The organism is Shinella daejeonensis (assembly GCF_024281235.1).
Lineage (GTDB): Bacteria > Pseudomonadota > Alphaproteobacteria > Rhizobiales > Rhizobiaceae > Shinella > Shinella daejeonensis.
Window position 1 is genome coordinate 207,295 of record NZ_JAHWXY010000003.1, and the last position, 25,320, is coordinate 232,614.

18 protein-coding genes and 3 tRNA genes are annotated in these 25,320 nt (G+C 64.4%); 1 reads left to right on the plus strand and 20 read right to left on the minus strand.

Going from position 1 to position 25,320, the window contains the following annotated elements; all coding sequences use genetic code 11:
• Window positions 1–11 precede the first annotated feature (11 nt).
• The 16 genes from KYK29_RS11660 to KYK29_RS11735 form a co-directional block, all read right to left on the minus strand.
• Entirely contained in the window at window positions 12–1,523 is a 1,512-nt protein-coding gene (locus KYK29_RS11660; protein WP_254691064.1) for an NADH-quinone oxidoreductase subunit M, read from the minus strand.
• Complete coding sequence (gene nuoL / locus KYK29_RS11665; RefSeq protein ID WP_254691065.1) at window positions 1,523–3,520, minus strand: NADH-quinone oxidoreductase subunit L; 1,998 nt, start codon at window positions 3,518–3,520, stop codon at window positions 1,523–1,525. Before nuoL ends, KYK29_RS11660 begins: the two co-directional genes overlap by 1 nt.
• A 7-nt stretch (window positions 3,521–3,527) precedes the next feature.
• Entirely contained in the window at window positions 3,528–3,836 is a 309-nt protein-coding gene (gene nuoK, locus KYK29_RS11670; protein WP_254691066.1) for an NADH-quinone oxidoreductase subunit NuoK, read from the minus strand.
• Between the two features lie 26 nt (window positions 3,837–3,862).
• A complete protein-coding gene (locus KYK29_RS11675; protein ID WP_254691067.1) occupies window positions 3,863–4,477 on the minus strand; it encodes an NADH-quinone oxidoreductase subunit J in 615 nt (204 codons plus the stop codon).
• A gap of 115 nt (window positions 4,478–4,592) precedes the next feature.
• Window positions 4,593–5,084, minus strand: a complete 492-nt coding sequence (nuoI, locus tag KYK29_RS11680; protein ID WP_254691068.1) for an NADH-quinone oxidoreductase subunit NuoI — start codon at window positions 5,082–5,084, stop codon at window positions 4,593–4,595.
• Between the two features lie 37 nt (window positions 5,085–5,121).
• On the minus strand, window positions 5,122–6,168 hold the full coding sequence (gene nuoH / locus KYK29_RS11685) for an NADH-quinone oxidoreductase subunit NuoH (protein WP_254691069.1): 1,047 nt from the start codon (window positions 6,166–6,168) through the stop codon (window positions 5,122–5,124).
• A 20-nt stretch (window positions 6,169–6,188) separates the two neighbouring features.
• Window positions 6,189–8,267, minus strand: a complete 2,079-nt coding sequence (nuoG, locus tag KYK29_RS11690; RefSeq protein ID WP_254691070.1) for an NADH-quinone oxidoreductase subunit NuoG — start codon at window positions 8,265–8,267, stop codon at window positions 6,189–6,191.
• Between the two features lie 174 nt (window positions 8,268–8,441).
• Window positions 8,442–9,746 (minus strand): NADH-quinone oxidoreductase subunit NuoF, encoded by a 1,305-nt coding sequence (gene nuoF, locus KYK29_RS11695; protein WP_254691071.1) that lies wholly within the window; start codon window positions 9,744–9,746, stop codon window positions 8,442–8,444.
• 11 nt (window positions 9,747–9,757) lie between these two features.
• Window positions 9,758–10,861, minus strand: a complete 1,104-nt coding sequence (locus tag KYK29_RS11700; RefSeq protein ID WP_254691072.1) for an NADH-quinone oxidoreductase subunit E — start codon at window positions 10,859–10,861, stop codon at window positions 9,758–9,760.
• Window positions 10,862–10,877: 16 nt separating this feature from the next.
• Window positions 10,878–11,120: a hypothetical protein gene (locus KYK29_RS11705; RefSeq protein ID WP_254691073.1), complete on the minus strand. Its 243-nt coding sequence runs from the start codon at window positions 11,118–11,120 to the stop codon at window positions 10,878–10,880.
• A complete protein-coding gene (locus tag KYK29_RS11710) occupies window positions 11,120–12,310 on the minus strand; it encodes an NADH-quinone oxidoreductase subunit D (protein WP_254691074.1) in 1,191 nt (396 codons plus the stop codon). Before KYK29_RS11710 ends, KYK29_RS11705 begins: the two co-directional genes overlap by 1 nt.
• 50 nt (window positions 12,311–12,360) lie before the next feature.
• Window positions 12,361–12,966: an NADH-quinone oxidoreductase subunit C gene (locus KYK29_RS11715; protein WP_254691075.1), complete on the minus strand. Its 606-nt coding sequence runs from the start codon at window positions 12,964–12,966 to the stop codon at window positions 12,361–12,363.
• A 17-nt stretch (window positions 12,967–12,983) separates the two neighbouring features.
• Window positions 12,984–13,565, minus strand: coding sequence for a NuoB/complex I 20 kDa subunit family protein (locus KYK29_RS11720; RefSeq protein ID WP_254691076.1), 582 nt, complete (start codon window positions 13,563–13,565; stop codon window positions 12,984–12,986).
• Window positions 13,556–13,921, minus strand: coding sequence for an NADH-quinone oxidoreductase subunit A (locus KYK29_RS11725; protein WP_254691077.1), 366 nt, complete (start codon window positions 13,919–13,921; stop codon window positions 13,556–13,558). Before KYK29_RS11725 ends, KYK29_RS11720 begins: the two co-directional genes overlap by 10 nt.
• Before the next feature lie 466 nt (window positions 13,922–14,387).
• Window positions 14,388–14,464: transfer RNA gene (locus KYK29_RS11730), tRNA-Asp, on the minus strand.
• Window positions 14,465–14,509: 45 nt separating this feature from the next.
• Window positions 14,510–14,586, minus strand: a tRNA-Asp gene (locus KYK29_RS11735).
• Window positions 14,587–14,828: 242 nt separating this feature from the next.
• Between KYK29_RS11735 and KYK29_RS11740 the strand changes: the two genes are divergently transcribed.
• Window positions 14,829–14,904 (plus strand) — tRNA-Val (locus tag KYK29_RS11740).
• A 91-nt stretch (window positions 14,905–14,995) separates the two neighbouring features.
• Here KYK29_RS11740 and KYK29_RS11745 read toward each other — a convergent pair.
• From KYK29_RS11745 to KYK29_RS11760, 4 genes are all read right to left on the minus strand, one after another.
• Window positions 14,996–15,316, minus strand: a complete 321-nt coding sequence (locus KYK29_RS11745) for a hypothetical protein (RefSeq protein WP_254691078.1) — start codon at window positions 15,314–15,316, stop codon at window positions 14,996–14,998.
• A 243-nt stretch (window positions 15,317–15,559) separates the two neighbouring features.
• Complete coding sequence (locus tag KYK29_RS11750) at window positions 15,560–16,351, minus strand: SDR family NAD(P)-dependent oxidoreductase (RefSeq protein WP_254691079.1); 792 nt, start codon at window positions 16,349–16,351, stop codon at window positions 15,560–15,562.
• A gap of 8 nt (window positions 16,352–16,359) precedes the next feature.
• A complete protein-coding gene (locus tag KYK29_RS11755; RefSeq protein ID WP_254691080.1) occupies window positions 16,360–17,754 on the minus strand; it encodes an aminotransferase class I/II-fold pyridoxal phosphate-dependent enzyme in 1,395 nt (464 codons plus the stop codon).
• Entirely contained in the window at window positions 17,751–25,139 is a 7,389-nt protein-coding gene (locus KYK29_RS11760) for a type I polyketide synthase (RefSeq protein ID WP_254691081.1), read from the minus strand. Before KYK29_RS11760 ends, KYK29_RS11755 begins: the two co-directional genes overlap by 4 nt.
• Window positions 25,140–25,320: the final 181 nt, after the last annotated feature.

The window sequence follows — 25,320 nt, forward strand, 5'->3', positions numbered from 1 at the left end:
AAGTCCCGTCGTCAGTTCGCCGAAAGCGCAATGGACTGCGCTGCCTGCAGAGCCGCGGAATAGTGGTTGAGCAACGCATCGACGGAAGCCGCCGTGGCATCGAACACCGGCGCCGGATAGACACCGAAGAAGATCGTCAGGATCACCATCGGATAGAGGATCAGCTTCTCGCGCGGAGAAAGATCGAGAAGCGCCTTGAGGCTTTCCTTCTCCAGGCCGCCGAAGATCACCCGGCGATAGAGCCAGAGCGCATAGGCCGCCGACAGGATGACGCCGGTGGCGGCGAAGAGCGCGACCCAGGTGTTGGCGCGGAAGACGCCGAGCAGCGTCATGAATTCGCCGACGAAGCCCGAGGTTCCCGGCAGGCCGACGTTCGCCATGGTGAAGACCATCAGAGCCACCGCATATTTCGGCATATTGCTGACGAGGCCGCCATAGGCCGCGATCTCGCGGGTATGCAGGCGATCGTAGATCACGCCGACGCAGAGGAACAGCGCGCCGGACACGATGCCATGCGACAGCATCTGGAACAGCGCGCCCTGGACGCCCTGAACGTTCGCCGCGAAAATCCCCATGGTGACATAGCCCATGTGCGCGACCGACGAATAGGCGATCAGCTTCTTCATGTCGTCCTGCATCATCGCGACCAGCGAGGTGTAGATGATGGCGACGATCGACAGCGCGAAGACGAAGGGAGCGAAATAGTCCGACGCCAGCGGGAACATGGCGAGCGAGAAACGGATGAAGCCGTAACCGCCGAGCTTCAGCATCACGCCGGCCAGGATGACCGACCCCGCCGTCGGCGCCTGAACGTGCGCATCCGGAAGCCAGGTATGCACCGGCCACATCGGCATCTTCACCGCGAAGGACGCGAAGAAAGCGAGCCATAGCCAGGTCTGCATGTTCGCCGGGAAGTCATAGGCGAGCAATTCGCGGATATCGGTCGTTCCGGACTGCCAGTACATCGCCATGATGGCGAGCAGCATCAGCACCGATCCGAGCAGCGTATAAAGGAAGAACTTGTAGCTCGCATAGACGCGGTCCTTGCCGCCCCAGACGCCGATGATGATGAACATCGGGATGAGACCGGCTTCGAAGAACACGTAGAAAAGCACGATATCCAGCGAGACGAACACGCCGACCATGAACACTTCCAGCAGCAGGAAGGCGATCATGTATTCCCTGAGGCGCGTCCGGACGGTCTCCCAGCTCGCCAAGACGCAGAACGGCATGAGGAAGGTCGACAGGATGACGAACAGCATGGAGATGCCGTCGACGCCCAGATGGTAGGAAATACCCGTGCCGAGCCAGGCGTGCTTCTCGACCATCTGGAAGCCCGGATCCGCATTGTCGAACCCGATCCAGATGAAGAGCGACAGCACGAAGGTGAAAACCGTCGTCAGCAGGGAGACGTTCAGGATATTGCGGCGCCCATAGGGGCTATCCTCGCGGGTCAGCAGCAGAAGCGCCACACCGACGAGCGGGAGAAAGGTGACCGCGGAAAGAATAGGCCAATCGGTCATCACATCGAACTCCCGAGCATCATCCAGGTAACGAGTGCTGCAATACCGAGCAGCATCGCGAAGGCGTAGTGGTAGAGATAACCGGTCTGAAGGCGAACGACGCGGCCGGTAACGTCCATGACCCGGGCGGCGACCCCGTTCGGGCCGAAGCCGTCGATGATCGAGCCGTCACCCTTCTTCCAGAGGAACCTGCCGAGCCGCTTGGCCTGACGAACGAAGAGAAAATCGTAGAGTTCGTCGAAATACCACTTGTTGAGCAGGAAGAGGTAGAGGCCGCGGTGCTGGCCGGCGAGATATTTCGGCGTCTCCGGGGAACGGATGTACATGTACCAGGCGGTGACGAAACCGATCGCCATGGCGACGAAGGGGCTCCATTTCACCCACAGCGGCACATTGTGGAACTCGTGAACCAGATGGTTGTCGGGCAGCGTGAAGAGAGCGCCCTGCCAGAATGCGTCGTAGTCGTGGCCGTAGAAATATTCCACGAAGAGGACGCCTGCAAGCACCGCGCCCACGCCGAGAATGTAGAGCGGCACCAGCATGACGGCCGGCGATTCATGCACATGATGCATGACATCCGCAGAGGCGCGCGGCTTTCCGAAGAAAGTCAGGAAGACCAGACGCCAGGAATAGAAGCTGGTGAAAAGCGCGGCGATCACCAGCAGCGTGAAGGCGAAACCGGCCACGGCGCTGTGCGAGGCGAAGGCGCTCTCGATGATCGCGTCCTTCGAGAAGAAGCCGGCGAAGCCGATGGCCGTGCCCGGGATGCCGACGCCGGTCAGCGCCAGCGTGCCGATCGTCATCATCCAGAAGGTGGCCGGGATATGCTTCCTGAGGCCGCCCATGTGGCGCATGTCCTGCTCGCCGTCGACGGCGTGGATCACCGAACCTGCGCCCAGGAACAGCAGCGCCTTGAAGAAGGCGTGCGTGAACAGGTGGAAGACGGCCGCGCCGTAGGCGCCGATGCCGAGCGCCACGAACATGTAACCGAGCTGCGAGCAGGTCGAATAGGCGATGACGCGCTTGATGTCGTTCTGCACGAGGCCGACCGTCGCCGCGAAGAAGGCGGTGATCGCGCCGATCAGCGTGACGACCACCAGGGCGTCCTGCGACAGTTCGAAGATCGGCGACATGCGGGCGACGAGGAAGACGCCGGCGGTGACCATGGTCGCGGCATGGATCAGGGCCGAAACCGGGGTCGGCCCCTCCATGGCGTCGGGCAGCCAGGTGTGCAGCAGGAACTGCGCCGACTTGCCCATCGCGCCCATGAAGAGCAGCAGGCATGCGCCGGTGATCGCCCCCGATTTGGACAGCGACAGGCCGAACAGCGTGATCACCGGATCGGCGGCGTCCGCAGCCCCTTCGGCCGGCAGATAGGTGGCGGCCGTCGCGAAGATCGTTTCGAGGTTGATCGAGCCGAACAGCACGAAGATGGCGGAAATTCCGAGAAGAAAGCCGAAGTCGCCGACGCGGTTGACGATGAAGGCCTTCATCGCCGCGGCGCAGGCGGACGGCTTCTTGTACCAGAAGCCGATCAGCAGATAGGACGCCAGCCCGACGCCTTCCCAGCCGAAGAACATCTGAAGAAGGTTGTCCGACGTCACCAGCATGAGCATGGCGAAGGTGAAGAGCGACAGATAGGCGAAGAAGCGCGGCCGATGCGGATCGTGGTGCATGTAGCCGATCGAATAGACGTGGACGAGCGTCGAGACCGTGTTGACGACGACCAGCATGACGGCCGTCAGCGTATCGACCCGGAAGGCCCATTCGACGTCGAGGCCGCCGGACTGGATCCAGCGCAGCACGCTCACCTTGATCATCTCCGTTTCGCCGAGCGCGACGTGGAAGAACACGATCCAGGACAGCACGCTGGCGACGATCATGAAGCCGGAGGTGACATATTCGGACGCCTTCGCGCCGATGGCGTTTCCGCCGAGACCGGCGATGAGAAAGCCGATCAGCGGAAGGAAGACGATTGCCTTGATGATGGTATCCATGACCCGATCAGCCCTTCATCATATTGACGTCTTCGACGGCGATCGAACCACGGTTACGATAGAAGACGACGAGTATTGCAAGACCGATGGCCGCTTCCGCAGCCGCAACGGTCAGAATGAACAGCGCGAAGACCTGCCCGACCATATCGTTCAGGAAGGCGGAAAACGCGACCATGTTGATATTGACCGACAGCAGGATCAATTCGACCGACATCAGGATGACGATGACGTTCTTGCGGTTCAGGAAAATTCCGAACACGCCGAGCATGAAGAGGATGGCGCTGACGGTGAGGTAGTGGGAAATGGTGATTTCCATGATGTTTATCCTTGCTCCGCCCTGCCTTAGATGCCCTGGCCCGGCTTGACCTTGACCACCTCGACGGCGTCGGCCGGCCTGCGGGCGACCTGCCTGGGAATGTCCTGGCGCTTGATGTTCGGGCGGTGGCGCAACGTCAGCACGATGGCGCCGATCATCGCGACCAGCAGCACGAGGCCCGCCAACTGGAAGAAATAGATGTAATGCGTATAGAGAATGTCGCCGAGGGCGGCCGTATTGGTGCGTTCGGAGATCGGCGGGATCGGCATCGCCGAGTTGCGGGCGATCTCCGGCGAAAGCGTCGAGCCGCCGATCACCACCAGCAGTTCGACGGCCAGGATGATGCCGACCAGCGCGCCGACCGGCGCATATTCGAGAGCTCCGGCCCGCAGCGCGGCGAAGTCGATGTCGAGCATCATCACCACGAAGAGGAAGAGCACCGCCACCGCGCCGACATAGACGACCAGCAGGATCATCGCCAGGAATTCGGCGCCGGTCAGCAGGAAGAGCCCGGCTGCGTTGAAGAAGGTGAGGATCAGGAACAGCACGGAGTAGACCGGGTTCCGGGCCGCAATCACCATGAAGGCGGACGCCACCGCCACGAAGGCGAAGAGATAGAAAAATAGAGCCTGCAGACCCATATCGGTGCCTTTTCGTCTTCCCCGGGCGAACCCGCGCCTTCGCGCGCCCTTCCCGTCGAAGCCTGGCAGCCCTACGCCACCAGGCACATGCCTAACCGTTGCGCCGCCCCGCCGATCAGCGGTAGGGCGAATCCATAGCGATGTTGCGGGCGATCTCCCGCTCCCACCGGTCGCCGTTGTCGAGCAGCCGCTGCTTGTCGTAGTAAAGCTCCTCGCGCGTCTCGGTCGCGAACTCAAAGTTCGGTCCCTCGACAATGGCGTCGACCGGGCATGCCTCCTGGCAGAAGCCGCAATAGATGCACTTCACCATATCGATGTCGTAGCGCACCGTGCGCCGCGTGCCGTCGTTACGGCGCGGACCGGCCTCGATGGTGATCGCCTGAGCCGGACAGATCGCCTCGCAGAGCTTGCAGGCGATGCAGCGCTCCTCGCCGTTCGGATACCGGCGCAGGGCGTGCTCGCCCCGGAACCGCGGCGAGACCGGGCCCTTTTCGAAGGGATAGTTCAGCGTTGCCTTCGGGCGGAAGAAATAACGCATCGACAAGGCGAACGCCGCGACAAATTCCTTGAGGAACAACGAATTTACGGCCTGCGAAAGACTAGCCATGCTTAAACTCCAATGCCGCTGAATGACAGGCCGGCGCTCATGCGGACCACCCCGTCAGTTTCAGCACGAATGCGACGATCACGACCATGGCGATGGACAGCGGCAGGAAGACCTTCCAGCCGAGGCGCATGAGCTGGTCGTAGCGGTAGCGCGGCACGAAAGCCTTCACCATAGCGAACATGAAGAACACCATCGACGACTTGAGGACGAACCAGACGATGCCCGGCACCCAGTTGAAGAGCCAGAAATCGACCGGCGGCAGCCATCCGCCGAGAAACAGGATGGTGGTCATCGCGCACATCAGGCAGATGGCGGCATATTCGCCCAGCATGAACATCATGTAGGGGGTCGAGCCGTATTCCACCATGAAGCCGGCAACCAGTTCGGATTCCGCTTCCGGCAGATCGAAGGGCGGCCGGTTCGTCTCGGCAAGCGCCGAGATGAAGAACACGATGAACATCGGGAACAGCGCCAGCCAGTGCCAGTCGAGGAACGACGGCGGCAGGCCGAGACGGGTGCCGAGACCATCGTTTTGCGAAAGGACGATATCCGTCAGGTTCAGCGAGCCGACGCAGAGAAGAACGGTGACGATGACGAAGCCGATCGAGACTTCGTAGGACACCATCTGCGCCGCCGAACGCAACGCCCCGAGGAACGGATATTTCGAGTTCGACGCCCAGCCGCCCATGATGATGCCATAGACCTCGAGCGAGGAGATGGCGAAGATATAGAGAATGCCGACGTTGATATTGGCGATCACCCAGCCTTCGTTGAGCGGAACCACCGCCCAGGTGGCGAGCGCCAGCGTCACCGAGACCAGCGGCGCAAGCAGGAAGATCGTCTTGTTGGCGCCGGCCGGTATCACCGGTTCCTTGAAGACGAACTTCAAGAGGTCCGCGAAGGACTGGAACAGCCCCCAGGGGCCGACGACGTTCGGACCGCGGCGAAGCTGGACGGCCGCCCAGATCTTGCGGTCGGCGAGAAGAACGTAGGCGATGAAGACCAGCAACGCGACCAGCAGCAACAGCGACTGCGCGACGATGATCAGGCCCGGCCAAACGTAGGTCGAAATGAAAGCGTCCATAATGCCTTATTCCCTCGCGCTCATTCCGCCGCGGCCTTGAAACTGCTGCGGGCCAGCGCCGAGCATTCGGCCATGACCGCGGAGGCGCGCGCTATCGGGTTCGTCAAATAGAAGTCTTTGATGGGAGACGCAAACCCGGAATCGTCCATCTTCCCGCCTTTTTTCGCAAGCGCGGAAAGATCGGCCGGATCGCCGGGCGCAATCTCGTCGGTGGCCGCAAAATGCGGATGCGCGGCATAGAGCGCCGCACGAAGTTCGGCAAGCGAATCGAAGGGAAGCTTTCTGCCGAGCACATCGGAAAGCGCCCGGACGATCGCCCAGTCCTCGCGCGCGTCGCCCGGCGCGAAGCCGGCGCGGTTGCCCATCTGGACGCGGCCTTCGGTATTGACCCAGAGGCCGGACTTTTCCGTATAGGTCGCACCGGGCAGGATGACGTCCGCCACATGGGCGGCATTGTCGCCATGCGAACCGATGTAGACCGTGAAGGCGGATTTGGCGGAGAAATCCATCTCGTCCGCGCCCAGAAGGAAGAGGACATCCGTTCCCGTCAGCATGTCGGCCGCGGCAAGCCCCCCCTCTCCCGGCACGAAGCCGAGATCGAGGCCGCCGACGCGCGCGGCGGCCGTATGCAGGACAGCCAGGCCGTTCCAGTCCGCCGTGACGGCGCCGACATTTTCGGCAAGCCGCGCGACTGCCGACAGGACGGCAGCGCCGTCGCGACGGACAAGCGCGCCCTGGCCGACGAGGATCATCGGCCGTTCGGCCTTCTTCAGCGTCTCGGCGAAGGAGAGAGAACCGTCGACAAGGCCGGAAAGCGTTTCGGGACCGGCGCCGAGATAATCGTAACTGTAGCGCAGTTCGCCCGGCTCGCCGATCAGGCCGATCGGGAAACCGCCCATGCGCCAGCGCTTGCGGATACGGGCGTTGAGCACCGCAGCCTCGATACGCGGATTGGCGCCGACGATGAGCAGCGCATCCGCGTCCTCGATGCCGGCGATGGTCGGATTGAAAATGTAGCTGGCGCGGCCGAGCGCCGGCGTCAGGGCGGTTCCGTCCTGGCGGCAATCGATGTTCTTCGAACCGAGAGCGCCCATCAGTTCACGCAGCGCGAACATTTCCTCGACCGAGGCGAGGTCGCCGGCGATAGCGCCGATCCTGTCGCCGGACGTCGCCGCGACGGCGGCCTTGATCGCCCCGAAGGCTTCGGCCCAGGACGACGGCTGCAAGCGGCCGTCCCTGCGGACGTATGGCCGGTCCAGACGCTGCGTCTTCAGGCCGTCCCAGATGTAGCGCGTCTTGTCGGAGATCCACTCTTCGTTGATCTCCTCATTGATGCGCGGCAGGACGCGCATGACCTCGCGGCCACGGGTATCGACGCGGATCGCGGAGCCGACCGCGTCCATGACGTCGATCGATTCGGTCTTGACCAGTTCCCACGGCCGGGCCGTGAAGGCGAACGGCTTGGAGGTCAGCGCGCCGACCGGGCAGAGATCGACCACGTTGCCCTGCAATTCGGAGGTCATCGCCTGTTCGAGATAGGTGGTGATTTCGGCATCCTCGCCCCGGCCGATCAGGCCAAGCTCGGTGATGCCCCCCACTTCGGTCGTGAAGCGGACGCAGCGCGTGCAGTGAATGCAGCGCGTCATGATCGTCTTGACCAGCGGACCGATATATTTGTCCTCGACCGCCCGCTTGTTCTCGTGGAAGCGCGACGAGTCGATACCGTAGGCCATCGCCTGGTCCTGAAGGTCGCATTCGCCGCCCTGATCGCAGATCGGGCAATCGAGCGGATGGTTGATCAGCAGGAACTCCATCACGCCTTCGCGCGCCTTCTTGACCATCGGCGTGGTCGTGAAGACTTCCGGCAGTTCGCCGTTCGGGCCGGGACGGAGATCGCGCACGCCCATGGCGCAGGACGCCGCCGGCTTCGGCGGGCCGCCCTTCACCTCCACAAGGCACATGCGGCAATTGCCGGCAACCGACAGCCGCTCGTGGAAACAGAAGCGCGGAACCTCGGCGCCGGCCTCCTCGCACGCCTGAAGCAGCGTGAAGTGATCCGGGACTTCGATTTCTTTTCCGTCGACTTTCAGCTTTGCCATATCCGCTTTCCCGCTATCCGCGCAGACCACTGCGTTTCGCCAGCGCCATTCTGTCCGGCGGCGCATCGGGGCTATCCCCTTTCGCCGCCGCCAAACCTTTTTTCCTGCCGGGCCCCGGGGCTTTACCCCTGCCCATGACCTTGGGGCTTCGCCCCTGTGCCCATGACCGGCGTCTTACTCCGCCGCCTCCAGCACCGCGCCATGCGCCGTGGCATTGGCGGTATACTGGTCGATGCGCTTTTCCATCTCCGGACGGAAATGCCGGATCAGGCCCTGGATCGGCCAGGCGGCGGCATCGCCGAGCGCGCAGATCGTATGCCCCTCGATCTGCTTGGAGACCGCAAAGAGCATGTCGATCTCGCGCTTCTGCGCATTGCCCTTCACCATCCGCTCCATCACCCGCATCATCCAGCCGGTGCCTTCGCGGCACGGCGTGCACTGACCGCAGCTCTCGTGCTTGTAGAAGGCCGAGATACGCCAGATCGCCTTCACGATATCGGTCGACTTGTCCATGACGATGACGGCGGCGGTGCCGAGGCCGGAGCCAAGCTCGCGCAGCCCGTCATAGTCCATGATCGCGTCCTTCATCTCGGCGCCCGGAACGCAGGGAACCGACGAGCCGCCCGGAATGACGGCAAGCAGGTTGTCCCAGCCGCCGCGAATGCCGCCGCAATGCTTGTCGATCAATTCGTGGAACGGGATGGACATCGCCTCCTCGACCGTGCAGGGCCGATTGACGTGCCCGGAGATCGAATAGAGCTTGGTGCCGTGGTTGTTCTGCCGGCCGAAGCTGGTGTACCAGGCCGCCCCGCGCCGCAGGATGGTCGGCGTCACGGCAATCGATTCGACGTTGTTGACCGTCGTCGGGCAGCCGTAGAGCCCCATGTTGGCTGGGAACGGCGGCTTCAGGCGCGGCTGGCCCTTCTTGCCTTCGAGGCTTTCGAGCAGCGCAGTCTCCTCGCCGCAGATATAGGCGCCCGCACCGTGATGAACGACGATATCGATATCATAGCCGAGCTTGTTGTTCTTCCCGAGAAGACCGGCGTCATAACATTCGTCGATCGCCGCCTGGAGCGCCTCGCGCTCGCGGATGAACTCGCCGCGCACATAGATGTAGGCGGCATGCGCGCCCATGGCGAAGGAGGCGACGACGCAGCCCTCGATCAGCGTATGCGGATCGTGGCGCATGATGTCGCGGTCCTTGCAGGTGCCGGGTTCGGACTCGTCGGCATTGACCACGAGATAGTGCGGCCGGCCGTCGCTTTCCTTCGGCATGAAGGACCATTTCAGCCCGGTCGGGAAGCCGGCGCCGCCGCGGCCGCGCAGGCCCGACGCCTTGACCTCGTTGATGATCCAGTCGCGGCCCTTCTCCAGGAGCTGCTTGGTGCCGTCCCAATGACCGCGCGCCATCGCGCCCTTCAGGGATTTGTCCTTCAGGCCATAGATATTGGTGAAGATGCGATCCTGATCCTTAAGCATGGTTCACCTCGTTACCGCGGCTTCTTGCCGAAAACGCGGATGTATTCCGCTTCGCCGCCCTTGGCCAGCGCCTTGGCCTGCCTTACCCAGTCGTCCCGCTCGATGCGGCCCCGGAAGTTCAGATAGCCGTCCACCCAGTCACGCTCCGCCTTCTTCCACGCGGCGATCTGCGCGAAGGTGAAGATGCCGAGTTCGTGCAGGATACCCTCGATCTTCGGGCCGATGCCGGAAACCAGCTTCAGATCGTCGATCGCGGCAGGCCGGGCGATGCCGGCGGGGCGGTTCTTGTCGTCGAGCGACGGCTTTTCGCGGGCCTCCTGCGCGCCGCCCTCGGCGCGGGTGTCCCCCTTCGCCTCGGCATTGGCCGCGGCCTCGGCTTTGGCCGTCGCCGGTGTTTTCAGCGTCGGGTCGGTCTCATCGGCATCCGTCTTCGGCCTGGCCGCATTGGACGGCGGGACGATGGCGGGATCGCCGCCGTTCGCCTTCGCGGGAGCCTTCTTCGTGCCAGCGTCCGTCAGGGTCGTCGGGCCGCCGACCGGCGCGGAGTATATCCGGTCGATCTGCGGGCCGGGCGTGATTTCATCGCCTTTTCCGGCCTCGAAACGGTCGATGATATGTTCGAGCTGTTCCGGCGTCAGGTCCTCGTAAGCGTCCTTGAAAATCATCACCATCGGCGCGTTGACGCAGGCGCCCTGACATTCCACCTCTTCCCAAGAGAGCGTTCCCCCCTCGTTGAGATGAAGTGGATCGGGGTGGATGCGCTTCTTGCAGAGATTGATGAGATCTTCCGCGCCGCGCAGCATGCAGGGCGTCGTGCCGCAAACCTGCACATGGGCGCGGGTGCCGACGGGAGCAAGCTGGAACTGCGTATAGAAGGTCGCGACCTCCAGAACGCGGATATAGGCCATGCCGAGGAGATCGGCGATCGCCTCGATGGCCGCCCGCGTGACCCAGCCGTCCTGTTCCTGCGCGCGCATCAAGAGCGGAATGACCGCGGATTGCTCGCGGCCCTCCGGATATTTCTTGATCGTTGCCTCGGCCCAGGCGGCGTTCTCCGCGTTGAAGGCGAAGCCTGCGGGCTGGATACTGTCTTCGGCTAGTCGACGAACGGACATTCTGTAGCGCCTTGTCTCAGTTGATCTGCCTGCACCGCGTCGTCGTCACGGTGACGAACTCGCAGGCGTAGGCCGACTTGTCATTCTGCATGAATACCACATAGCGGTTGCCGTTCGGCGCAGCCGCCTTGATCTCGAACCCCTGGCTGACCAGTTCGCCGACCGTAAACGCGTTCACGGGATCGCTGCCCGACTGCTGCGCATGGGCGGCAGAGGCGACGAGAAGCGCTCCTGTGAAGACGGCGATCAGCTTCGGCATCAGCGGTCCACCTCACCGAACACGATGTCGAGGGAGCCCAGGATCGCCGATACGTCGGCGAGCTGGTGCCCGCGACAGATGAAGTCCATGGCCTGCAAGTGGGCATAGCCCGGCGCGCGGATCTTGCAGCGATAGGGTTTGTTGGTGCCATCGGCCACGAGATAGACGCCGAATTCGCCCTTGGGCGCCTCCACGGCCGCGTAAACCTCGCCGGCCGGCACGTGGTAACCCTCGGTATAGAGCTTGAAGTGATGGATCAGCGCCTCCATCGAGCGCTTCATGTCGCCGCGCTTCGGGGGCACCATCTTGCCGTCGAGAGAGGAGACCGGCCCCACCCTGGCGTCGCCAAGAAGGCGGTCGACGCACTGGCGCATGATCTTCGCGGATTCGCGCATCTCGATGATGCGGATCAGGTAGCGATCATAACAGTCGCCGTTCTTGCCGATCGGAATATCGAAATCCAGTTCCGAATAGCACTCGTAGGGCTGCGCGCGACGCAGGTCCCAGGCCGCGCCCGAGCCGCGCACCATGACGCCGGAGAAACCCCAGGCCCAGGCCTCGTCGAGCGTCACGACGCCGATATCGACGTTGCGCTGCTTGAAGATGCGGTTGTCGGTCAGCAGGACCTCGATATCGTCGACGGTCTTGAGGAAAGGATCGATCCAGTTGCCGATATCCTCGACGAGCTGGTGCGGCAGGTCCTGATGCACGCCACCGGGACGGAAATAGGCCGCATGCATGCGTGCGCCACAGGCGCGCTCGTAGAACACCATCAGCTTCTCGCGCTCCTCGAAGCCCCAGAGCGGCGGCGTCAGCGCGCCGACGTCCATGGCCTGGGTCGTGACGTTGAGCAGATGCGAGAGGATCCGGCCGATCTCCGAATAGAGAACGCGGATAAGCTGGCCGCGGATGGGAACCTCCGTGCCCGTCAGCTTTTCGACAGCCAGCGCGAAGGCATGTTCCTGATTCATCGGCGCGACATAGTCGAGGCGGTCGAAATAGGGCACGGCCTGGAGATAGGTCTTCGTCTCGATCAGCTTTTCCGTGCCGCGATGCAAGAGCCCGATATGCGGGTCGACGCGCTCGACGATTTCGCCGTCGAGTTCGAGCACGAGGCGCAGCACGCCGTGCGCCGCCGGGTGCTGCGGCCCGAAGTTGATGTTGAAATTGCGAACGTTGTGCTCGTTCATACCGCTTGCTCCAGAGGTCGGCGCCCGGATGAGGCCCGCCCGACCCAAAATCAGTTCGTCTTCGCCTTCTCGTCGCCCGGAAGCACGTAGTCCGTGCCCTCCCACGGCGAGAGGAAGTCGAAGTTGCGGAATTCCTGCTTCAGTTCGACGGGTTCGTAGACCACGCGCTTGACCTCGTCGTCATAGCGCACCTCGACGAAACCGGTGGTCGGAAAATCCTTGCGCAGGGGATAGCCCTCGAAACCGTAGTCCGTCAGGATACGGCGCAGGTCCGGATGCCCGGTGAACAGGATGCCGTACATGTCGTAGGCCTCGCGCTCGAACCAGTCGGCGCCGGGATAGACCCCGAAAATCGACGGCACGGGAACATCCTCGCTCGTCGAAAGCTTCACCCGGACCCGGAGATTCAGGCGCGGCGAAAGCAGATGGTAGACGACATCGAAACGCTCCGGGCGGGTCGGCCAGTCGACGCCGCAGACATCGATCAGATTGACGAAACCGCACTGGACGTCGTCGCGCAGGAAGGTCAGAAGATCGACCACCCGGGCGGCGTCCGTGTGAAGCGTCAGTTCATCGAACGCGAAGGAGGCGGAGACAATGAGGCCGCAGGCCGCTTCGCTGATATGGGAGGAAAGCTCCTGAAGGGCTTCGTTCATATCCTTGGTCCCCTGCCCTAGCGTTCGATCGTGCCGGTCCGGCGGATCTTCTTCTGCAGCAGAAGCACGCCGTAAAGCAGCGCTTCCGCCGTGGGAGGACAGCCCGGCACATAGATGTCGACCGGCACCACGCGGTCACAGCCGCGCACCACCGAATAGGAATAGTGATAGTAGCCGCCGCCGTTGGCGCAGGACCCCATCGAGATGACGTAGCGCGGCTCCGGCATCTGGTCATAGACCTTGCGCAAGGCCGGGGCCATCTTGTTCGTCAGCGTTCCCGCCACGATCATCACGTCCGACTGGCGCGGGCTGGCGCGCGGGGCGAAGCCGAAGCGCTCCACGTCGTAACGCGGCATGGACACCTGCATCATCTCGACCGCACAGCAGGCAAGACCGAACGTCATCCACATCAGCGAACCGGTGCGCGCCCAGGTGATGAGCTCGTCCGTGGAGGTGACCAGAAACCCCTTGTCGGCGAGTTCGTCGTTGATCCCGCCGAAGAAGGCGTCATCGCTGCCGGCCGGCTTGCCGGTGCGCGGATCGATGATCCCCTTCGGCTGCGGCGCGACGAGCGTCGTGTTGGATCGAGCTACTCCCATTCGAGCGCTCCCTTCTTCCATTCATAGATAAAGCCGATGGTCAGCACGAAAAGGAAGACCATCATGGACCAGAAGCCGAACCAGCCCATATCCCCGAACGAAACCGCCCAGGGGAACAGGAACGCCACTTCGAGGTCGAAGATGATGAAGAGGATCGACACCAGATAGAAACGGATGTCGAACTTCATGCGCGCGTCGTCGAACGCGTTGAAGCCGCATTCGTAGGCCGACAGCTTTTCCGAGTCGGGCGCCTTGTGGGCGACGGCGAACGGCGCGATCAGCAGCGCAAGGCCGATGACCAGCGCGATACCGATGAAGATTGCGATCGGGACATAGGATCCGAGAAGTTCAAGCATTGGCGTCCATCCTGCTCGCGGTGGGTACGGTCGAAACACCGATGGTCGATAAGCCCGCAAGCCGAAAAAAGTATGTTGCAACGCCCGAGTGGTTAGCGCAGTGAGCGCCGCTGTGCAAGACTTAGTCCGGCTTTCGCCGCAATCACCAGACTGTTTGCACAATTCGGCCAAATTCCGGAAGAACAGGCCATTTGAGCCGTAAAATCGCGATACTGCGGCAGAAAACGTATCTCCGTCCGCCTCCCTGCCATGCGCAAACGCCGGCCCCATCCGGCGGGCATAGCAGACATACCGTTTCAGCATAGGTCGCCGGCCAGAATGCGGCCCTTCACAGCCCGAACACCGGACGCCGCCCCTTCCCTTGCCTCCTTCACCGGGAATCGGCAGAGCCTGCGGGAGGGGCGCATTTCTTTCGGAATTACAGGCAGATGCCTTCAAGCATACGGATATGGGGCAAACATTGAAATGGCGCGAGTGACGGGGCTCGAACCCGCGACCTCCGGCGTGACAGGCCGGCACTCTAACCGACTGAGCTACACCCGCGCATTGCGCCCCGTGGGGCTGGACGTCGTCGCCGGCGTTTCGAGATGGCGCGAGTGACGGGGCTCGAACCCGCGACCTCCGGCGTGACAGGCCGGCACTCTAACCGACTGAGCTACACCCGCACTCTCGAAAACGTCCGGACGCCGAAGCATCCGTCTCGGGTGGCCGAACCGCCCGATGAGCGGCTAACTACGGGGTTCGCGATTGGGTGTCAAGCAGGTTTCAAGACAAATCCGTGAAGGCGTTCGAAATGTTTCCCGGTCCCGCCTATCTCCACGCCAACACTCGAAAATGCCAAAATATTTTACATTTGCCTCTTGCGGTTTCAATCGGTTCCGCATAGATCACGGCCACCAAGTCGAGCGGGCGATTAGCTCAGTTGGTAGAGCGCCTCGTTTACACCGAGGATGTCGGCGGTTCGAGTCCGTCATCGCCCACCATTCCCCCCGAAATCGATATACGGTTCCTCCGCCCCGCGTCGTTATGCCGACAGGTGTCCATCCGGCGTCGCAAGGCGATCCGTTCGGATCGTCATCGTCGCCTGGCGACGAAGAACAGGATGACCATCAGCAACAGGGCGGTGGGCCAGAAATCGGTCATCTGGTCGAAATTCCAGTCCCACATGCGGTAGCCGTCGAGATGCGGCGGCGCCATGTGGACGGACACCTCGTAATCACGCTTCTCCCGGCCGTGAAAATGCCCCATGGCGAAGGCGAGGCCGATGATCGCCGCCACGCGCCAGCGATAGAGCGGCCGGGCGATCAGCATGACAACACCGGCCATCACCAGCCCCTCCACCATATGGCCAAGCCAGTCGAAGTGGTCCTGAATATACATCCAGTCGATCGTCATTGCCGGATCCTCCCCGATTCGCGTCGAGCCGATGCAACCCTTCGGGGCGCTTTCACGTTAATCTTTGGAAAATACAACCCTGTCATCCTCGGTTCTGTCGATAGGAGGGTTCGGATATGCATGATCGGCTCGCAATCTATGTGTTCACCCGCTTTCTCGCACTGCTGACCGGAATGACGCTGGCGACCAGCATCCCGCTCATCCTGCTGGCCATGCAGGACTGACCGCGGACGGCTGCGGGTTTCAGCGTGAACGGCGCGAAAGACCGCGCCGTACGTCGAAATAGGCGGAAACCATCGGCCCGAAATAACCGACGACGCGCAGGGCGACACCGAAGTGGACCTCGCGCCGGCCCCGATCCATGCCGCCAACGATCGCCCGCCCCACCTTCCCGGCCGGCCATGGCCGCAGCCGGCCCATGAGTTCCGCCGCTTCCGGCGGACGCTGCCGGATTTCGCGTTCATATTGCGGCGTCACCGTATCGGGGGGAAAACTGATCGAGACCGTCACGCCTCTCGGCGCGGCTTCGGCGCGCAGCGCCGCCGCAAAGCCCCGCAAGGCGAATTTCGAGGCGCAATAGGCGCTGTAGCCCGGGATTCCGATCAGTCCCGCGCCTGAGGAGACGATGGCGACGCGACCGCTCCCCTTCCCGTACATGGCGGGCAGCACCGCCCGCACGCTGTTTGCGACGCCGAGCAGATTGACGGCGATCTGACGCTCGAAATCCACGGCCGGCTGGGCGTCGAACAGCGCGGGCTCGACAATGCCGGCCGAAGCGACCAGCGCCTCCACCGGCCCGGCTCGGGCAACGGCGGCGTCGAGGGCGGCGGCAACGCTTGCCGCATCCGTGACGTCCGCCTGGACGGTATGGATCCGTTCGGAGCCGCCGGCCTCAGCGGCAAGCGATGTCGCAGCGGCGGCAAGGCGCGCACCGTCGCGCGCCAGAAGCGTCACCCGCTCGCCGCGCGAAAGCAGAATGGATGCGATCGCCAGCCCTATGCCGCTCGACCCGCCGGTGACGAGAACGTGCCGCATGGCTGCGACTACTGGCCGGACAGAAGGCGGGCGATCACTCCCGGATCGACCGAGGCGATGCCGAAATTCTCCCGCTCGAGCGTCTTGAGGATATCCGCCGTCAGCCGCACCGCCTTGCCGATCTGCTCCTGCGTATGCTCGCTGGTGATGAAAAAGCGCAGGCGCGCCTGCCCCTCGGGCACGGCCGGGTGAATGATCGGCAGAACATTGACGCCCGCGGCCAGCAGGTCATTCGACAGGCGCACCGCGCGCAGCGAGTCGCCGACGATGACGGGCACCACCGAATGGCCTTCGCTCAGGCCCGTATCCAGCCCCGCTTCGCGCGCCAGTTCCAGGAACCGGCGGCCGTTGTCGCGAAGGCGCGTCACCCGTTCCGGTTCGGCGGCGAGAAGGTCGAGGCTGGCCGAAGCCCCCGCGGCCAGCGCCGGCGGCAGGCCGACGCTATAGACGAAACCGCCGGCCGCCGCCTTGAGCACCGTCGCCAAGGCCTCGCCGCCGGCCACATAACCGCCGCAGCTCGACGTGGTCTTGGACAGCGTTCCCATCCAGATATCGACCTCGGTCGGGTCTATGCCGAAATGTTCATGGGTGCCCCGCCCCGTCGCGCCGAGAACGCCGAGCGCATGCGCCTCGTCCACCATCAGCCAGAAGCCGAAGCGCTTGCGCAACTCGGCCAGCCGCGGCAGATCGGCCACGTCACCGTCCATCGAGTAGATCCCCTCGACGATGACCATCGTACGCCGGAACTTGCCGGAGAAGCCGGCAAGCAGCTCCTCCAGCTGGGCCATGTCGTTGTGACGGAAGAAACGTCGCGCAGCACCCGACAGCTTGATGCCGGCAAGCGCGCTGTTGTGGATCAGCTCGTCGTGAATGACGAGGTCTTCCGGGCCGAGAAGCGTGCTGATGGCGGTCACATTCGTCAGATAGCCGCTGACGAAGACAACGGCCGCCTCCACGCCGTAAAAGGCTGCGATTCGCTGCTCCAGTTCCGCATGCACCGGCCGTTCGCCCGCAACGAGGCGGCTTGCCGAGGCGGAAACCCCGTAACGTTCCAGCGCATCGACCACCTGCGTGTGGACGGCGGGATGCCGGTTGGTGCCGAGATAGTCGTAGGAGGCGAAATTTATCAGCTCGCGGTCGTCGATCCGGGTCACCGCGCCGGCGGCGATATCGTGGGTGCGATAGAACGGGTTGCCGATGCCGACGGTCTCGCTGGCGATCTGCTGCATGCGGACCTGCTTGTATTCCGGCAGATCCTCGAAACGCGGCACGGAACGCTCGGCGGGACCGAGCGACACGCCGTTGCGCAGACCGCCGGGCGCGATGCCCCGCATCTTTTCCAGCAACGCCTCCTTGCGGCCGCGCGCCATGCGGGCGGCCGAGATTTCATCCCTGTCTGTCATCGTGCCCCGGAGCTTCTGGACGTGGAACCCATATGCTGTTCGGCGAGCGCCTCGACATCGCCGACATCGTCCTCATCCTGATCCTCGCCGCTCGAACGGGCAACCTTTTCGTAGAGCTTTCGCACGACATGTTCGATGGTCGTCGTCTCCCCCACGCTCGTCAGGGGAATATCGAATCCGGTCTTTTCCTTGAAACCGAGCCCGAGTTCGACGGCCATCAGACTGTCGAGACCGACATCCTTGAGAATCTTGTCGCGCGACAGCGTATCGACCGGCACCCGCAGGATCGCCGCCATTTCCGAGGCGACGAGCTGGTAGAGGGCGCTCAGCGCCCCGGCCTCCCCCTTGTCGGCGACCAGCGCCAGAAGATCGATCGTCTCGCCGCTTCCGCCGCTGCCGGCACTTCCGGCCTGCCGCAGCAGCACCTCGAAGAGCGGCGTGCCGACCACGGCGAGATTTCGCGCCGCGGCCCAGTCGATCGGCGAGCAGACGAAAACACCGGCCTCCACCGTGCCGGGATCGGCGCGCATATGCGCCTCGACCATGGCAAGCGCGGTGGCAGCCTTCATCGCGGTATTGCCGATACGGCGGGCGAGCAGTTCGTTGACCTCGTCGTTGCGCGAGAGATAGCCCTTGTCCGAGATCGCGCCGAACGCGACGGCGAGCGCCGGCAGTCCCTCCGCGCGGCGGCGGCGGGCAAGTCCCTCCAGATAGCCGTTCGCGGCGACATAATTGCCCTGTCCCGGATTGCCGACCATCGTCGTCGCCGAGGAAAACAGGATGAAATAGTCGAGCTTGTCGCCGCGCGTCGCCTTGTCGAGGGCGTCCGCACCGCGAGCCTTGACGTCGATGACCGCGCGGAACCGTTCTTCCGTCAGGTTCGGCAGCAGGGCATCGTCGAGCACCATCGCCGCATGAAGGACGCCGGCGATCGGGCCTTCGCGGCGCAACGCCGAAAGCAGGCCATCGAGAGCCCGCGCATCGGTGATATCGCAGGCATGCAGGCTGGACGCGACGCCCGCCTCATTCCAGCGCTTGACGGCGGCAAGCGTTTCCTCGTCGGCAACGCCGCGGCGGGTCACCAGCGCGATGCGCCTTGCGCCGCGCGCCACGATCCATTCGGCGGCGGCAAGACCGAATCCGCCGATGCCGCCCACCACGACATGCACCCCCGTCGCCGGGAAGGAGAGCGCTCTTCCCGGCGCACGCTCCACCGCGTCGCGGCCAGGCTTCGGCGGCAGGAGCACGATCTTGCCGATATGGCCGGCATTCTGCATCAGCCGGAACGCATCGGCGATCTCGCCGTGGTCGAAGGCGCGATAGGGCAGCGCCCGCAATTCGCCCGCCGCGAAACGCTCGCCCAGCGCCTCGAAGATCGAGCGGGTGAGTTCCGGCGCATGCAGCGGCAACTGGTCGGCGTCGATGCCGAAATAGCTGACGTTACGGCGAAACGGCCTGAGGCCGATCTTGCGGTCGGCATAATAATCCCGCTTGCCGAGTTCCAGGAAACGGCCGAACGGCTTCACCAGTTCGATGCTGCGTTCCATCGCATCGGAAAACAGCGAGTTCAGCACCAGGTCCACGCCTGCGCCATCCGTCGCCTCCCGAACATCGGCGACGAAGGAAAGCGAGCGGGAATCGAAGACATGCTCGACGCCGAGGGCGCGCAGATAGCGCCGCTTCTCGGCGCTGCCGGCCGTCGCGAAGACCTTGAGGCCGAGCGCTGCTGCAATCTGGATCGCCGCAAGCCCGACGCCGCCGGCGGCGCCGTGAACGAGGATCGTCTCGCCCCTGCGCGCGCGGCCGAGCTCGACGATGGCGTACCAGGCCGTCAGGAAAGTCACGGGAACGGTGGCCGCGGCCACCACATCGAGGTCGCCTGGAATCTTGGCGATCCCGGCGCGCCTGACGACCGCATGGGTCGAAAAGGCGGCAGGGCCGATCCCCATCACCGCGTCGCCGACCGCAAGGTCCGCCACACCCTTGCCAACGGCCGTGACGCGACCGGAGAATTCCATGCCGATGGTGGCGCCGGCGAAGCCGTCTTCCAGAGCCTCTTCGGGCAGCAGGCCCATCGCCCACATCACGTCGCGGAAGTTGAGACCGGCGGCGGCCACCTCGACCACGACGTCCTCCGCGCCCGGCAGGGGCACGTCCGTCGCCTCCCAGTAGAGGCTGTCGACGCGCGACTGGGTGCGCTGTCGCACCGTCGCAGCGCTGAAATCATCGGTCGAGCCGGTCACCGGATCGATCGGGCCACCGGCGACGCGCAGCGCTTCGGCGGCATGGCCGCCGGGCATCACGCGCCACTCGCGCTCCGCCTGCGAGGCGGCAAGAAGGCGCAGCGCCGCGGGCCAGTCTTCCGGGGCGGCATCGACAAGACGCACATCGACGCCGCTGAATTCGTTGGCAAGCACCCGGGCGAATGTCCATAGCCCCGAGGCGAGCGGATCGGCCGCCGGATCTCCGGGCGGCGCGACGGCTGGCGCACCGCCGGGCAGAAGCAGCATGAGGACCGGTTTGCTCTTGCCGTTGCCGCGTCCTTGCAGGACACCGGCAAAACACGCCAGCGCATTGGCCTCGCGGGCAAGCGTCGCAGCCGTATCGGCGGCAGGCGCGGGCAGAGCGTAGACATAGGCCGCCGTCGCGGGACCGTCCTGCGCCGCGTCGAGCGCCGCCGCACATTCCGCTTCCGTCCCGTGGAGGGATATTCGCGCGCCGCCACCGGCCAGCGCCGGATTGTCGCCGATCTGCACGAACGGCGGCGCTTCGACGGCCTTCGCCGCGCCGCCTGCATCGCTCCCGGTCGCCTCGATCAGCAGCAGGGGGCCATGAATGGCGGATATCGTCCGGATGCTATGGCGCTTGCCGGCGACCGACGACAGGCGCGCGCTCCAGTCCGTCTCGCTCGCCAGCCGTCCGACGTAGAATTCGCCGCCGATCCCGCTGGAGAACCAGTCGGCGCTGAGGCCGAAAAAGAAATCGTAGATTCGCGAGGGCGCGGTCTCGACGGCGATCAGATGCGCGCCATTGGCCAGCCCCTCGGCGAAGGCGGCCGCCAGAGCCTCGTCCGACGAGAGCACGGCGTTGAGGCGATCGCCCACACTGATGATGAGGTCCGCATGGACGAGCGGGCGCGGGCATTTCCCGACATCGACCCGGGCGCTCTGCTCGAAGGGAACCTCCGCGGCGCGGCGCAGGTCGTCCGCCGGCTCGACGATATCGAGGCGACCGCCGGCCCGGGCCACCATGTCGGCAAGCCGCTGGCTGAAACCGGCGGAAGACACGCCGATCTGTGTGACGGACAGCGCCCGCCCTCTTGCGGCGATCACCTTCGCCGCAGCCTCCAGCACGATCTCGCCGCGTTCGCGGGCCTGAGGCGCATGCAGGAGGAAAGCCTGGCCGGTCGCCTTGCCCGGCAGTTCCGGCGCATCGCCGGCTTCGTTTCGCGCCAGTTCCTCGATATGCCGCAGCGCGCCGGCACGGATATCGGCCAGCATCACCGCCTCGGCGCCACGGTTCGGTCGGTCGGCGAGGAATTCGGACAGGACCTCGCCGACAGCCGGCAGGTCGGGATTGGGCTCGATCGTCCAGACGCCCGCTTCCTGACGGGCAAGTCCGGCGTCCTCCAGAATATGGAAGACATTGGCCAGGAAGGCGCGAAACGCCCGATCGCCCGGCAGCGCGCCGACACCGATGCGGCCGTTGCCGTCCACGACGGCGGCCGCAATGTCGTAGGTCGCGCGGAAGACGGCCGCATTGATCAGCAGGGTCGCATCTTCCAGCGGGCAGTCTTCGCGCGTCTCGAGAAAGAAACCTTCGGTGGCGTCGCAAGCGCCGAGCACTCCCGGCGCCGGCCGGGCTTCGTAATGATAGGCAAGCGAGGACAGCGACTGGTGCTGGCGCAGCCAGGTGCGGCGGAAGCGGCAATCCTCCAGAAGCAGCACCGGCGTGCCGTCCGCCGTTTCCAGAAGGAACCTGGCCTTGATCGAATGGGGGCTGACCCGTTCCACGTCGATGCGCGCCCGCGCCACAGCCCCTGCGCCGCCAAGCACGCAGACCGAACCGAAGTGGACCGGAATATAGGGCGCGCCCTCCTCGTCGCCGGAGAACTTGTCGAACAGGCCGACGAGCCCGTGAAAGGCTGCGTCCAGAACCATCGGGTTCAGGCCCCAGGCAAGCATCGGGTGAGCAGGCGAAAGCGGCCGCTCCAGTTCCACGTCGATACGCCTGCCGCCATCCGTCAGGGCGCGCCGCGCCAGCCGGAAAGCTGGTCCGTAGTCGAGCCCGAAGGACGAGGCGATGCGATAGATCTGCTCCTTCGGCACTTCCTGCACGCCGGTCTCCGGCAAGGCGGCAAAACCGCCCGCGCGCACCCCGGGCATGACCTTCTGGCAGCGGCAGACCGCGTGCACCGTCCAGTCGTCGGCGCTCAGGCGCTCCCGTGAGCGGATTTCGATCATGCCCGTCTCGCGCGACAGAATGCTCGACAATTCGACCATATTGGCATCGAGTTCCAGCGGTCGCAGCAGTTCGATATTCGTCAGTTGAACGTGGTCCGTTCCAAGCGACTGGCGGGCGGCCTGCAACGCGATCTCGATAAAACCCGCTCCCGGCATGATGGACCGGCCGTCCACGACATGTTCGGCCAGATCGCAGAAAAGCCGCGCATCGACATGGTTCTTCCAGGCAAAGCCATTGGGATCGGCCCGCCAGCCCGCCAGCGTGTAGGCGGCGGCGTCGCGGCCGAAGATATCGTAGCTGTCGCTCGTCGGAGCGCCGGCCATCGATTCCCGTTCGTAGGGCACGGCCGGCAGGTCGATCGCCGCGTTGCGTGCGGCCCGGGGAAGGGCCGCGCCATGCGCGAGAGCCCGCATGATACAGCGGGCGACCGGATCCTGCCCCTCCTTCTCCTCGTCCCTGTCGAGCGTGGAGATCGTCTGCGCCGAGGCGCCGGCCACCTTGACGGCGTCCTTGAGATAATTCGTCAGGATGGCGCGCGGAGAAAGCTCGATCAGCAGATTGCAGCCAGCCTCCAGAGCCTTGGCCATTCCTTGCATGAAATGGACCGGCTCGCGCACATTGCGCCACCAATAGGATGCATCCAGCGCCGTACCCACAAGCGCATCGCCGGTCACCGTCGAGATGAAATCGTATTCCGCCTCGCGCGGGGAAAGGGTCGGCAGGGTCGACAGGAACTCGTCCTTCGCCTCGTCGACCAGCGGATGGTGGAACGGATAGTCGATATCGAGCAACTGGACCGCGATCTTCTGGCGGCGGGCGAGCGAACGGACCGCCTCGATGGACGCACGCGGGCCGGAAATCGTCACGGAATTGCTGGCATTGACCGCGCCGACGGTCAGATCATCGAAACCGTTCTTTTCCAGGAAGGCATGCGCGGCTTCCGCGCTGCAAAGGGCGGCGGCCATCGTCCCCTTGCCCTGTGTGGCGTGCTGGCAGCGCGAGCGCACCGCGACCACCGCCACGGCGTCAACGAGCGACAGGGCGCCGGCGATATGGGCGGCGGCAACCTCACCGATCGAATGGCCGAGGACCGCGGCGGGCCGAATTCCCGCACCGATCAGGCATTGCGCAAGCGCCACCTGAATGGAGAAGAGCAACGGCTGGGCGACGCGGGTATCCGTCAAGCGCCCCGCAAGCGCCGGATCGACCAGCAGGTCCGACAGCCGCTCGCCGATATGCGCCTCGAACAGCGCACTGACGGCGGTGAAGTGCCGACGGAAGGATGCATTGCCCCGGAAGGCCTCGACACCCATTCCGGCCCATTGCGCTCCGTTGCCGGCGAAGACGAAGGCGACCTTGGGATCGCCGGCCGGCGCTTCGCCGCTGGCGCCCTGCGACCGGTTGCCGATAGCGAGGAACCGGTCGATGGCGGTCGTCACGCCGCGACTGCTGCGGCCATCACAGACGAAGCGATGGCGAAGCGGAGTCCGGCCGGCGGTGGCAGCCGCGGTCAGCGCATCGGCCTCGGCGGCCTCACTTGCGGAAAGGACATCGCGATAGTCCTCCAGCAGCCGTGTCAGCGCCGTATGCGTATGGGCGCTCACCATGAAATAATCACCGGCCACGGCGGCCGGGGCCGGCGGCCGCGATACGGGATCGGAGATGACGACGTGAACGTTGGTGCCGCCGAAGCCGAAGGAATTGACACCGGCCAGCCGCGGCCGCTGGCCGCGCAGCAATTCGAGCGCGGTCGACGTCACCCGCACGTTGAGGCCGGCGAAATCGATCGTCTCGTTCGGCTTTTCAAAGAACAGCGAGGCCGGGAGATAATCGTTTTCCAGCGCCATCACCGCCTTGATCAGGCCGAAGAGGCCGGAGGCCGGTTCGGTATGGCCGATATTGGTCTTGATGGAGCCGAGCGGCACCGGCGCGTGGCGTTTGGCGCCGATCACATGGCCGATCGCCCAGACCTCCGCCGGATCGCCGACCTTCGTGCCGGTTCCATGCCCCTCGATAAACGCGATGTGATTCGGATCGAGGGCGGACTCGGAGTAGATCTGTTCGAGCAGACGGGCCTGCGCCTCCTGGGAGGGCAGCGAAATGCCGTTGGTGCGGCCTGCCGAATTGACGCCGGACGCAACGATGCGCGCGCGGCTGCGGTCTCCCTTGGCGCTGGCGCGGTCGGAGCGCCGCAGCACGACCGTGACTGCGCCTTCCGCCCGGACGTAACCCGAGGCGTCGTCGTCATAAGCCCGACAGCGGCCTTCCGGCGACAGCATGCGGGCCTGCGCGAAGCCGACGAAGGGCAGCGGATGGCTGAGCAGGTTCACGCCTCCGACGATGGCGGTGTCGATCTCGCCGCGATTGAGCGCCCGCACCGCCTGGTCGAGAGCCACCAGAGAGGATGAACAGGCTGTGTCGATGGTAAGGCTTGGCCCGCTCAGGCCGAAAATATGGGAAATGCGGTTGGCGACGATGGAAAGGGTGTTGCCCGTCATGAAATAGGGGCCGCCGGATGCCGGGTCCTCCGCCGACAGGTTTGCGCTGTCGAGGCTCGATGCGCCGACATAGACGCCAACGGTTTCGTCGCGCAGATCGGCAAGCGGCAGATTGGCGTCCTCAAGCGCGCGCCAGGTCACCGAGAGCAGCAGGCGCTGCTGCGGATCCATCGCCATCGCCTCGCGGCGCGAAAGGCCGAAAAGACGCGCGTCGAAAGATTCGATATCCCCGACCACGCCGGCGGCGAACGTATAGGTCTTTCCCGCGACGCCCGGATTGGGATGCCAGAACCGCGCCCGGTCCCAGCGGGCGGCCGGCACTTCGGTGACGGTGCATATCCCCTTGCACAGCACATCAAAAAGCTGCGATGCCGAATCCGCACCCGGGGCGATTGCAGCATATCCAATAATTTCGACTGTCATTGCCACCAAACACGCATTCGCCGATACCATCCCCTCGTCCGCGCCCCCGAGAGAAGCGGCCTGAAGGGATTGCCGGGCACTCGAACTTCTTCGTATCAATTCATTGGAATACAGGATGGCAATCCGCCGTGGCAAGTAAAAAGCCTTAACAGACCTTTCATAACGTGTTCCTCCGCGACCT

Coding starts and splice junctions, on each gene's coding strand:
- nuoH (WP_254691069.1), bottom strand. CDS start 6,168: ATGGACGCTTTCATTTCGACCTACGTTTGGCCGGGCCTGATCATCGTC.
- KYK29_RS11700 (WP_254691072.1), bottom strand. CDS start 10,861: ATGTCCGTTCGTCGACTAGCCGAAGACAGTATCCAGCCCGCAGGCTTC.
- KYK29_RS11745 (WP_254691078.1), bottom strand. CDS start 15,316: ATGACGATCGACTGGATGTATATTCAGGACCACTTCGACTGGCTTGGC.
- KYK29_RS11660 (WP_254691064.1), bottom strand. CDS start 1,523: ATGACCGATTGGCCTATTCTTTCCGCGGTCACCTTTCTCCCGCTCGTC.
- KYK29_RS11750 (WP_254691079.1), bottom strand. CDS start 16,351: ATGCGGCACGTTCTCGTCACCGGCGGGTCGAGCGGCATAGGGCTGGCG.
- KYK29_RS11710 (WP_254691074.1), bottom strand. CDS start 12,310: ATGAACGAGCACAACGTTCGCAATTTCAACATCAACTTCGGGCCGCAG.
- KYK29_RS11705 (WP_254691073.1), bottom strand. CDS start 11,120: ATGCCGAAGCTGATCGCCGTCTTCACAGGAGCGCTTCTCGTCGCCTCT.
- nuoK (WP_254691066.1), bottom strand. CDS start 3,836: ATGGAAATCACCATTTCCCACTACCTCACCGTCAGCGCCATCCTCTTC.
- KYK29_RS11675 (WP_254691067.1), bottom strand. CDS start 4,477: ATGGGTCTGCAGGCTCTATTTTTCTATCTCTTCGCCTTCGTGGCGGTG.
- nuoF (WP_254691071.1), bottom strand. CDS start 9,746: ATGCTTAAGGATCAGGATCGCATCTTCACCAATATCTATGGCCTGAAG.
- KYK29_RS11715 (WP_254691075.1), bottom strand. CDS start 12,966: ATGAACGAAGCCCTTCAGGAGCTTTCCTCCCATATCAGCGAAGCGGCC.
- KYK29_RS11720 (WP_254691076.1), bottom strand. CDS start 13,565: ATGGGAGTAGCTCGATCCAACACGACGCTCGTCGCGCCGCAGCCGAAG.
- nuoI (WP_254691068.1), bottom strand. CDS start 5,084: ATGGCTAGTCTTTCGCAGGCCGTAAATTCGTTGTTCCTCAAGGAATTT.
- nuoL (WP_254691065.1), bottom strand. CDS start 3,520: ATGGATACCATCATCAAGGCAATCGTCTTCCTTCCGCTGATCGGCTTT.
- KYK29_RS11760 (WP_254691081.1), bottom strand. CDS start 25,139: ATGACAGTCGAAATTATTGGATATGCTGCAATCGCCCCGGGTGCGGAT.
- KYK29_RS11725 (WP_254691077.1), bottom strand. CDS start 13,921: ATGCTTGAACTTCTCGGATCCTATGTCCCGATCGCAATCTTCATCGGT.
- KYK29_RS11755 (WP_254691080.1), bottom strand. CDS start 17,754: ATGACAGACAGGGATGAAATCTCGGCCGCCCGCATGGCGCGCGGCCGC.
- nuoG (WP_254691070.1), bottom strand. CDS start 8,267: ATGGCAAAGCTGAAAGTCGACGGAAAAGAAATCGAAGTCCCGGATCAC.